The organism is Desulfosporosinus fructosivorans (genome assembly GCF_004766045.1).
Lineage (GTDB): Bacteria > Bacillota > Desulfitobacteriia > Desulfitobacteriales > Desulfitobacteriaceae > Desulfosporosinus > Desulfosporosinus fructosivorans.
The window spans coordinates 1-10,116 of record NZ_SPQQ01000034.1 but is presented as its reverse complement, the minus strand read 5'-3'; the positions used below and the strand labels follow the sequence as shown (position 1 = coordinate 10,116).

Genomic DNA, 10,116 nt, shown 5'->3' with positions numbered 1-10,116 from the left:
CCATCACTGTGACTAAGGCTCCCCCTACTTTTACCTTACCGATCAAGGTCACATTCGCCGCTTTGACCATCGCATCGGCCGCCTCGATTGCTCCCACTATTCCTCGGGTTTCTACCATTCCTAGCGCAACCATATCGTCTCTTATAGCCATTTTGTTAGTCTCCTTTCGTTATTTCAATGTTAATCCTTTTACTCTAAGTAAGTCCGTTTACTCAAGCTTCACACCAGATGCTTTAACATCCAATATTTTTTTGATTAAACTAGCCAGATGCGCACCTGCTTCCGCCGCGGGAGTTCCACCTTTGTGGATATTACTGATCACAGTTCGCTCACTCTCGACCATGCCTAGTCTTGGATTATATCCCATATAAGCACTCATGCTCTCAGCAGTTCCCAAACCGGGGCGTTCTCCGATCAGGATCACAGCAACTTCTGGCTTTAACTCTTCGCCGATTGTATCCATCACGGCAACCCTTCCATGTCGAACAAAGATTGTAGTTCCCAATTTCACACCCATTCCTTCTAGGCCTTGGGTTAAGGCTGGAAGAAGATTGGGAATGTTAGCTTCAACGGCTTTACTGGAAAGTCCATCGGACACTATAATTTGAACCATGGCACCTTTTGGGCACCCTTTTTTGAGAATCTCAATATTCTCCTCATCAAGTTTCCTTCCCAAATCTGGTCGCGTAAGATATTCATCTTTCGACTGACAAAGAGTTTGAATCGAAACCATACTATATTTTGCTGGAAAATCCTCTGGAACTTCGCCAAGTACGGAGTCTTGCGCTACTGCGTGATCTGCGCGAAAACGAAGTAACGTATCTGTCAAAGGACGGGGTCCACTACGCCAAACTCCAATTCGAGCAGGAGTGGAAAGCTTCATTTCTTCATAAAGTTCCTTATTGACTGGATTGGGTACTTGTAAATAGCGTTGTAAATCGATTTCTGCTAAATCTGTTATCTGACATTCGTCAATAATCGGTGTGTTTGCTAATGGTGAAGCACTGTTTGAACTTTGATTTTGTTCCTTCTCCAACCCTTTAAGCAACTCTTCCACGATCAAGCGAACACTATCTTCTAGGCTCATATTTATCCCCCCTTACCTTGTGAATATTGTTGCATCACCAGCACGGGCCGTAAGCTTACCCTTGGCTAGGATTCCCATCGATTCTGCCCAAGCCTCAAACTCAGGTAGTGGTCGTAAGTTAAATAATTCTCTTAAAGTCGCAATGTCATGGTAACTAGTACACTGATAATTTAACATGACATCATCCCCCATTGGGATGCCCATAAAGTACGTACAACCAGCCGCTGCAAGGAGCGTGGCGAGATTCTCAATATCATTTTGATCTGCTTTCATGTGGTTAGTGTAACAAGCATCGACGCCCATTGGTAAGCCCGTGAGTTTACCCATGAAATGGTCTTCAAGGCCTGCCCTTGTAACTTGCCGTGTATCATAGAGATATTCCGGACCGATGAAGCCAACAACGGTATTCACTAGAAAAGGGTTATAATGACGGGCTAACCCGTAACAACGGGCCTCTAAGGTCACTTGGTCAGCACCATGGTGAGCCTCAGATGAAAGTTCTGAGCCTTGCCCTGTTTCGAAATACATAATATTGGGTCCAGTTGCGCGCCCCTCTTTTAACCCTAGAGCATACGCTTCATCAAGAATGTCTTTAGTAACTCCAAAGGCTTCATTTCCTGTTTGTGATCCTGCAATGGATTGGAATAACAGGTGAACAGGAGCCCCTTTTCGCAGGGCCTTCATCTGAGTAGAGATATGCGCTAAAACACAAATTTGGGTGGGAATCTTCCACTCTTCAACAAACTGATAAAGAGTTTCCAAGCTACGGATAGTAGCTGGAACGGAATCGTCCACAGGATTGAGTCCAATCACCGCGTCCCCAACTCCATAGGACAAGCCTTCACGTAAACTGGCCAAAATCCCATCCACTCCATCCGTTGGATGATTCGGTTGGAGTCGGGAAGCAAGGCAGCCTGCTTTTCCAATCGTCGTATTACAATGAGCCAGATTTTGAATTTTGGCAGCACCTAAGATCAAGTCGAGATTACTCATAAGTTTAGCAGCTGCAGCGACCATTTCTGAGGTGAGACCGCGGCTGATCCGATGAAGGGCAGATCCAGTGGTTTCAGTTCTCAGGACATACTCTCGAAGCTCTGCAACACTCCAATTTTTAATCGTGTGATAAATGGGTTCATTGACATCGGCATCAATAATACGTGATACTTCATCTTCCTCAAGTGGAATGACCGGATTCCTCCGCAAATCTTCCAAAGTTAATTCCGATAACACTCGTTTGGCAGCGATCCGCTCTTGGGCGTCTTCAGCCGCAATTCCAGCGAGAATATCTCCTGACTTAATTTCGTTCGCTTTCGCCAGAACGTCTTTGACATCTTTGAAATTAAAAGTTTGACCAAAAAGTCGTGTCTTCAGATTCACGATTTCACATCCCTTCTATTGAGACTATTTAGGAGCAAAAACTAAAGTTTTGACAATCACAGGCACTGCATCTTGATCTGGTAATGGTTTAGCAATATCCAAGAAATCTCCAAAGACAAGTTCAATACCATCCAAACAAACCAAAGGCGTAGCCGGAAGAAGTCTTTGCATAGTTTGTCCAAGCACTTTAGCTATATCTTGTTGGGCAATGATCACTTTAGGCTCTCCCTTTATTAAGGGTAATTCGAAGGCTAGAGTTTCTGCTAGGGAAAGAATCGTTAGAAAGTCCGTATTGGGCAATGGTGGGACAATCAGCGCCAGCGTGTGGTAGAGAGAGTCGATATAGTTCTCAGAAGATTTAAGCCACGAGAACTTTCCATTAGCCTTTAATTCAGGGTACACGGCCGGTACATTACGCAACGGTAGTGTATGCTTGCTAACCGTAATAGTAGACCCTGATACGTTCACGGTGTGGGCTCCCGCCCCGAGCACGGTGGCATGGATCGTCTCCGATCCCTCATGGATGGAAAACGATGAATGAATACGGCTTTTAGTAAACGCTTCTGCTAAAAGAGGCCCTACATCCCCATGAATCCACCATTCTTTAATTCCAGGAAGATAGATATACTTGGCAACTCCTCCAGAAAAGACGACTCCGTCAAGCTTAACATCTGGTAACAAATTCGTCATTACTAGGGAGAGGTCTTGATCGAGTAGAGGTTCCTGAAAAATGACCCGTTCGACGCATTCTACCATACTCTGTAGGCAGGTTTTAATCATAACTAATTCGTCCCCACCTTGAGCTTGGGAAGTGGTCGGACAACAATGATTCATTATCGCCCGACCTGGGGCAGAAATATAATTTATTCGATGGGTCAGTGGATCAACCTCAAAAAGCCGACCACCAACATTAATACATGCTGTCCCTATGCACCTACCACGATCAAAATAAGCGATATTCGTAGTCCCTCCGCCGATGTCGATGTTGGCAACACACGCATGTAAGCGCTTGGAGAGCGCCTCGGCTCCCGATCCTTTACCAGCGATAATACTTTCGAGATCTGGCCCAGCCGTCGCTACGACAAAATCTCCCGCATAATCTGCTAAAGCATGAATGATTTCCGAGGCATTCTCCTTTTTAGCGGTCTCCCCAGTAATAATAATGGCCCCAGTGTCAATCTGCTCCGGCTTCACTCCCGCCTTCTCATATTCCTTCGCGACAATTTCGCGTAGTGCGGTACCATCAACATGTTGACGATCTTCAAATGGAGTAAAGTGAATTTTCCCCATATACGTAATGCTTTTATGAGTGATTTCTACCTTTGGCACTTGACTCCCAGGCATTACATTGACTAAGGTGAGCCTCGAAATGACCAACTGAGTGGTTGTTGTTCCGACATCGATCCCCACACTGACTAATGTCATCTCTTTAGCCATGATGTTTCTTTAACGCCATTCTTTTCAGAAGGCTCCTCTCCCTAAATGCACATTAGGCATCCAGATCATCTAAAACACCAAACTCTTCTTCAAAAGGTCTGATATTTTTGTTACCCCAAATAAAGTAATAGGCGATAGCAATGGCATAAACTAGAGCTGCCCATTTCAAAGCGTCTACACTTGAAATAATGACACTTATAGTCAGAAAAATACCTATAATAAAGCTAATAGCTGGGATTACTGGATACCATACTTTAAAGGGCCTTTTTAGATTAGGCTCTTTGGCGTGTAAGATAAACAAACTGATTAGACTAAGCATATACAGAGCAACCGAGCCAATAACTGCAATGGTAATCACGATTGCTGTCTGACCCGTAAGAACGACACCCAGTCCAACGAGTCCAGGAATTAACAATGCCCAGACTGGAGTATGACGTTTAGGGTCAACATAGGCGAGGAATTTGGGCAAATAACCGGTTCGAGCCATTGCATAAGTCTGACGGGAGTACCCTACAATAATCCCATGCAGTGATGCAATTAAGCCAAACAAACCAATTATATTAACTAAAACAACAATAAAGGCATTATCGCCGAAGACTTGGGCTAAAGCAATGGGCAAAGGGAAATCCACTGCTGAAACTAAGTTGTAATCTGCAATACCTGCAGTCAGGAAGAGGGTTAGGAAGCCCATAATCATCAAGGTTGCCATACCGCTTAGAAAACCTTTAGGGATATCTTTCTGCGGATTTACCATTTCTTCGGCAGCCATGGCTCCGCCTTCAATAGCGAGATAGAACCAGATTGCAAAAGGAACAGCTGCCATGACTCCTTTCATTCCAAAAGGAAGAAGGGGTTCTGTCATGACTCTTGCCATGGAAAAGTGAGGAGCTGCGGCAACCCAGAAAATAACTAAACCAACAAGAGCAATAACGGTGACCACTAATTCTACCATAGCTGAGGTTTTCATTCCCAAGTAGTTCACAAAAATGAAAAATAAGAAGGAGGCGACTGCTGCCGTTAAGGTTGGTACGGATGGAACGAGAAAGTTAATGTACCCACCTACAGCCAAAGCAATAGCAGGCGGAGCAAACACGAATTCAATTAAACAACTGATACCATTCATATATCCCCAAAATGGTCCCATTGCTCTACGCGCATACGCAGAAGGGCCACCAGCATGGGGTATTGCCGTTGCCAGCTCAGAGTACGATAAAATAAAGGTTACATAAAAGATCGTCACTGGAATTAACGCTAGGGCTAACCCCATAGGCCCACCTGCTCCAAATCCGTAGCTCCAGCCAAAATAGTTTCCCGAGATGACTAAGCCTACGGCAAGAGCCCATAAATGAATTGGTTTTAGTACTCGGGATAAATGTACATTTCCATCTGTTCCGGGGGTCACTAATTTAGTCTCTGTTGTCACCCTTAAAACCTCCTTTTAATACTAATAGATGAGATACTTGATACCTAGTAGAGATTTCTCGTGTCTTTTCTCTCCTTTCTTAGCTTTTAAAAAAATAAAGCCCTCTATCACATCCCGGAAACCAGGATGTAATAAAGGGCTTTATTGCCCACTATTCCTTTGTAAGAACAAACGTCTCTGACGGGCAGAGCAAGTCTCCATCTATATTTAATAATAGTTCGCTATCTATCACAATATTCCTGCTTAGGTGGGTATTAATTTCATAATAATTCTAATAATAATTCTTTTCGACTTCGATCACGCTCGTTAGCTACCTAAGCTTCCTTCTTAACAATTTGTGCAGCAAGTTTAACGGCAGTAATTCGAAGATCCATAGCCCGATGAATCAGTAACTGGTGAGCTTCATATTCACTGATTCCCTCGCAACTTGCAAGGATGGCCTTGGCACGGGAAATTAGTTTTTGACTTTGTAACTCTTGCTGAGTTGTCTCTAACTTAGAGCGGACATCTTGCATCTCTTTCCAACGCGCATAGGCAATTTGGATCGCAGGTAAAAGATCTCGTTCCGTTATTGGTTTGACAAGGTAGCCATAGACGCTTACTTTCTCTGCGCGGTTAATAAATTTGGATTGACTGTAGGCAGTAAGCAATAAAACAGGAATGTTCATAGAGTGTAAGATTTTCGCAACTTCGAGTCCATCTAACCCTGGCATCATCACATCGAGAATTGCCAAATCGGGAGTGAGCGATTTAGCCAATTCAACAGCTTTCAGGCCATTGTTCGCTTCACCGCAAACAATATGTCCAGCTCCTTGCAACATCTCTTTAATATCCAAGCGAATCAGTGCCTCATCATCCGCAATTAAAATGGATAGTTCGCTCATAACTGCCCCCCCGAACTAGGTGTTGGTATACTAACCGTTACAATTGTCATTCCTGCAATACGTTCCATTTTAAATTCTCCACCTAATTGGTCTCCCACTAGTGAATCTACAATCTGTAAACCTAGGCGCCTTTGTTTCACTGGATCAAAGGGCAAGTCTGGTTCTGGTCCATTATCTCTTACTGTAATGCATATCGTTCCTCTTTTTTCGGTGATTGATAAGAGGATAACACCTTTTTCTACGTAACGAACCCCATGTTTAAAACTGTTCGTCAATAGTTCATTAATGACTAACGCTAAAGGGACAGCTTGTATACTTGGCAAGTGCAGGGTTTGTCCTTCCACCTGAGCCTCAATACTCTGCTCAGGTGACAGGGAACATTCTAATAAACTACAAAGAATGCGTTGGGAAAGTTCTCTTAAGTCAACCGAGTCACAGTTTTGACAAGCAAAAACATCATGGACCATGGCAATTGAAATAATGCGATTGATGCTTGCCAAGAACTCAGTCTTAATAACGTCTAAATCCGACCTTCTCATCTGCAAACGGAGCAAAGCGGCAACTGTTTGCAGATTGTTTTTAACTCGGTGGTGAATTTCCTTGATAACCGTGCTTTTAGCACTTAGTTCTTTTTCCTTTTTGCGAAGGTCTGTTATATCTCTAAATGATATAACACATCCACTTAGATCTCCATAGGTCACCAAGGGATAGGCCTCAAAGAGATAGCTTTTATGAAGAATACAAAACTCGACTGGATTTTCAAGATTATCTAACAGTTCATTTAATGTAGAACAATTAAACATACTAAACAAGAAATCCTGCCCGAGCGCCTCAAAGCCATGATACTCTTTATAAATATCTGCAGCTTTTTTATTAACATAGGTAATTTTGCTTAATTTATTTAAGACAAATATTCCGTTTCCGACCCAACTTTCAAACTGTGACCCTGTCATTGACAGGTACATCAAAGTGTTACTCAGTCGTTCGGCAGTTTGAGTCAGAAACTCAACCTGTTCTTCCTGCCGTAATTCTTCCGAAATATCTCTCTCCATAATTAGTGTACCAATCACATTATCTTTGATGTTACGTATCGCGACTACCGTCTGAGCAATGGGGATTCCTTCCTGACTAACCCCTCGCACATTTCGACTCGTCATACCAGTTTGAATCGTCCGATAAACTGCTGGTTCACTTGTAGCATAAGCAAATTCTCCAACAACACTATGACCATATAATGAATGGTTTTTGGGGCAAGCCCAAGCTAGTACTACTGCATCTACCCCGTCTTTCAACGGCGCATCAATAAAGATATCAGTCCCGGTCAGTTCGGATGTATACGGGATCTGTAAAGCCATGGCTTCTAATATTTCAACATCAGCTTGAGAAAGATTTGTGTATTCTTTACACAGCTCCCTAATGGTTTCGGAATTCATTTAACGCCTCCAATCGCATGCGCAAAGGTCCATATCCTTTCTCATCAATAATTGAAGTTGGGTAGAAGGGTTCTGGAATTCCTGCATACGTCAAATAGGAAGACGCTTGCTCCACATTGGCTTGTGCTAAATCTACTTTTGTTATAATTCCTATAATTGGTTTATTGAAAACCTTCGCAAACTTAGGTGGATAAAAAGTTCGTTGTTTTGTAGCGTCTTGAAGCGCCCAGATCTCTGAAACTTGGTGACTTGCATCAATCAAGACATGGTAGAAACGGGGTATCTCAAGATATTCGCCTGGACAATCGATAAAGAGCTGAGAAAAATCTAACACTTGTGTCTTTCTGTAGCTAACATGTTCATTCATAAGCATTTGTTTTAAAGAGGTTTTACCAACACCGATTCCCCCAATGAGCAGTATTTTACCCATCAGCTTCTAGTCACCTCAGCTGCAGTGAATCCTAGTATATTAACTAAGGTATTTACAGCGGCATGTAAGGCCGCTTCAACACTGGAAACATCTCCAGTAATCACTAAAGACCCTGTGAAACGATCTAAAAATCCCAGTTCAATATCCCCAGCTTTACTTGCTGCATCAGCTGCAATAATTGCTGCCTCGCTCGGGGTTATGGTCATAATTCCGATGGCTCCTTTAGTCATTATTCCTAAGCGTTCGTGAATATCCCCTTGGGGATTCGGTATGATATGAGCCATGGTCACCTGTTTTCCAGGAACATACTCTTGAATCATGCGTTGTTTTTCAACCATTGTAAATCGCCACCATTTCTGTCAATTTGCTTGCTTACTTGCTTTATCTATCTGTCTATCTATGTAAAGTCGAGTACTACTCTTTTCGTCGACAATGATCAAAATCCTGCATCATTTATATCCTACTTCGTTAAGATCGCTTTAAGGAGATTAAAACCTATTAGCATTGACCATAATAAGTACCAAATAAAGGAATAATTTCAATCTTCCCTACTAAAATTGTGAACAAAAACGTTGAATAATATAAGAATATTCAATTCGACAATAATACTTGTTTTACCTTTAAAAATATTAAATATTGCAATCGTACTGAAGGTTCATAGGATTTGTTAATTATGAGATATAAATTTCGATAATTTACAAATTCTATTAAGGAGGTTAAAATAAGTTTAATACCACTTATGAACAGAATTTTCTAATTAGTCCTATTCATTTTAAACCAATTATCTCACATTGAGGAAAGAGGAGGGTCAATATATGGGTGCTTTAAAATCTTTTTGGGGATTCATGACTTACTTTGGAAATTGGCTTTGGCCTTATGATGAACAAACATTAGACGAATGCTAAATCAGCACTCGTCTTTTTTTTCATAATTAATACACACTATTTCCAGAGGATTGTTCCAGCAGTCAGAGGCCCGGAAATATCAAAGATCCAAGGGGGTTATTTTTACTGGTGAGGATGGCAAGGGGACGTTTCGTTTGCCACCTTCCTTTACTGATAAAACGAAGTATAAGGACCACCTCTAACCTAAATGAGATGCTCCTTACGGCTTATCAACGATAGCCATCTCTTTTTCCCTCCCCCCCTGATCCAGAGGCCGATGGATTCGGCAGGGTTGTATATAGTCTGGATTTGCTTGTACTATGGTTACTGTTGAGAAGCATCTTTGTCCAAACCGCATTTATTTATGGGTGAATAACCCTCACATTTGTCTGGGGCTCGGCATATCCTATAACGGTATCTGAAAAGACATTCCGAAAAAAGGATGGGCAGCCGGTATGAAGATGGCCATTTCCAACAGGACGCCTGAGCAAATTGCGTCCGAGATTAACGTTATCAAGGAAGAAAGCGGCAAAATGCTGCTTACCAATGCCGTGGAGATCGGAAGGCGTCTGACGGAAGCCAAAGAGCTGATACCCCATGGGGAGTGGCTCAAATGGCTGACTGAATCCATGAGTTACTCCCGGAGCACGGCCAGCAGACTGATGAAAATCTTCCGGGAGTACGGGTCTATACTCTCCTCCCCTGACGAGGAAGAGAGCCCAAATGGTGCATCGATGCACCATTTGAACTACACCCAAGAGCTCATCCTTTTTGGGATCCCGGTAGAGGACCGGGATCAATTTATAGCGGACAATGATGTTGGGAACATGAGCAAGCGGGAGCTGCGGCAGACACTCCAGCAGTGTGGATCCTACTTTCCCAGGGGCTTGCGCCCCAAGTATCATCGGCCCTGGAGGTCGAAAGTCGGACGAGCCTTTCGCCACATTGCGACTCGTAACGCAGACTCCGGCAGTGTGGATGAACGGGTGGAACCCCGGCCCCATATTACAGTATAACTCACCACAAAAAAGCTATCTCCTAAGAGATAGCTTTTGCTTGTTTACCTGGCGATGACCTACTTTCCCAGGGGCTTGCGCCCCAAGTATCATCGGCCCTGGAGGTCTTAACTTCCGTGTTCGAGATGGGAACGGGTGGAACCCC

10 protein-coding genes and 1 rRNA gene are annotated in these 10,116 nt (G+C 43.2%); 1 reads left to right on the top strand and 10 read right to left on the bottom strand.

What is annotated here, in order from left to right; translation table 11 throughout:
• The 9 genes from E4K67_RS29365 to eutS form a co-directional block, all read right to left on the bottom strand.
• A partial coding sequence (locus E4K67_RS29365; protein WP_135553243.1) for a BMC domain-containing protein occupies positions 1 to 151 on the bottom strand: 151 nt, incomplete at its 3' end.
• Positions 152 to 208: 57 nt separating this feature from the next.
• Positions 209 to 1,087 carry an ethanolamine ammonia-lyase subunit EutC gene (gene eutC / locus E4K67_RS29360; RefSeq protein ID WP_135553241.1) on the bottom strand — a complete coding sequence of 293 codons (879 nt, stop codon included), beginning with the start codon at positions 1,085 to 1,087 and terminating at the stop codon, positions 209 to 211.
• A gap of 12 nt (positions 1,088 to 1,099) precedes the next feature.
• On the bottom strand, positions 1,100 to 2,464 hold the full coding sequence (locus E4K67_RS29355; RefSeq protein WP_135553239.1) for an ethanolamine ammonia-lyase subunit EutB: 1,365 nt from the start codon (positions 2,462 to 2,464) through the stop codon (positions 1,100 to 1,102).
• 24 nt (positions 2,465 to 2,488) lie between these two features.
• The gene (locus E4K67_RS29350; RefSeq protein ID WP_135553237.1) at positions 2,489 to 3,901 is read right to left on the bottom strand and encodes an ethanolamine ammonia-lyase reactivating factor EutA; all 1,413 of its coding nucleotides are present in this window, start codon (positions 3,899 to 3,901) and stop codon (positions 2,489 to 2,491) included.
• A gap of 52 nt (positions 3,902 to 3,953) precedes the next feature.
• A complete protein-coding gene (eat, locus tag E4K67_RS29345) occupies positions 3,954 to 5,324 on the bottom strand; it encodes an ethanolamine permease (RefSeq protein ID WP_135553235.1) in 1,371 nt (456 codons plus the stop codon).
• Positions 5,325 to 5,638: 314 nt separating this feature from the next.
• Positions 5,639 to 6,208 (bottom strand): ANTAR domain-containing response regulator, encoded by a 570-nt coding sequence (locus E4K67_RS29340; protein ID WP_135553233.1) that lies wholly within the window; start codon positions 6,206 to 6,208, stop codon positions 5,639 to 5,641.
• Positions 6,205 to 7,641: a sensor histidine kinase gene (locus E4K67_RS29335; protein WP_135553231.1), complete on the bottom strand. Its 1,437-nt coding sequence runs from the start codon at positions 7,639 to 7,641 to the stop codon at positions 6,205 to 6,207. The genes E4K67_RS29340 and E4K67_RS29335 overlap by 4 nt, the downstream gene beginning before the upstream one ends.
• Positions 7,622 to 8,071 (bottom strand): EutP/PduV family microcompartment system protein, encoded by a 450-nt coding sequence (locus E4K67_RS29330; RefSeq protein WP_135553229.1) that lies wholly within the window; start codon positions 8,069 to 8,071, stop codon positions 7,622 to 7,624. The genes E4K67_RS29335 and E4K67_RS29330 overlap by 20 nt, the downstream gene beginning before the upstream one ends.
• Complete coding sequence (eutS, locus tag E4K67_RS29325; protein WP_135553227.1) at positions 8,071 to 8,409, bottom strand: ethanolamine utilization microcompartment protein EutS; 339 nt, start codon at positions 8,407 to 8,409, stop codon at positions 8,071 to 8,073. The genes E4K67_RS29330 and eutS overlap by 1 nt, the downstream gene beginning before the upstream one ends.
• A 1,001-nt stretch (positions 8,410 to 9,410) precedes the next feature.
• Between eutS and E4K67_RS29320 the strand changes: the two genes are divergently transcribed.
• Positions 9,411 to 9,971 (top strand): DUF3102 domain-containing protein, encoded by a 561-nt coding sequence (locus E4K67_RS29320; RefSeq protein ID WP_420841601.1) that lies wholly within the window; start codon positions 9,411 to 9,413, stop codon positions 9,969 to 9,971.
• A gap of 46 nt (positions 9,972 to 10,017) precedes the next feature.
• Here the strand turns inward: E4K67_RS29320 and rrf are convergent.
• Positions 10,018 to 10,116 (bottom strand): 5S ribosomal RNA (rrf, locus tag E4K67_RS29315); the annotation flags it as partial.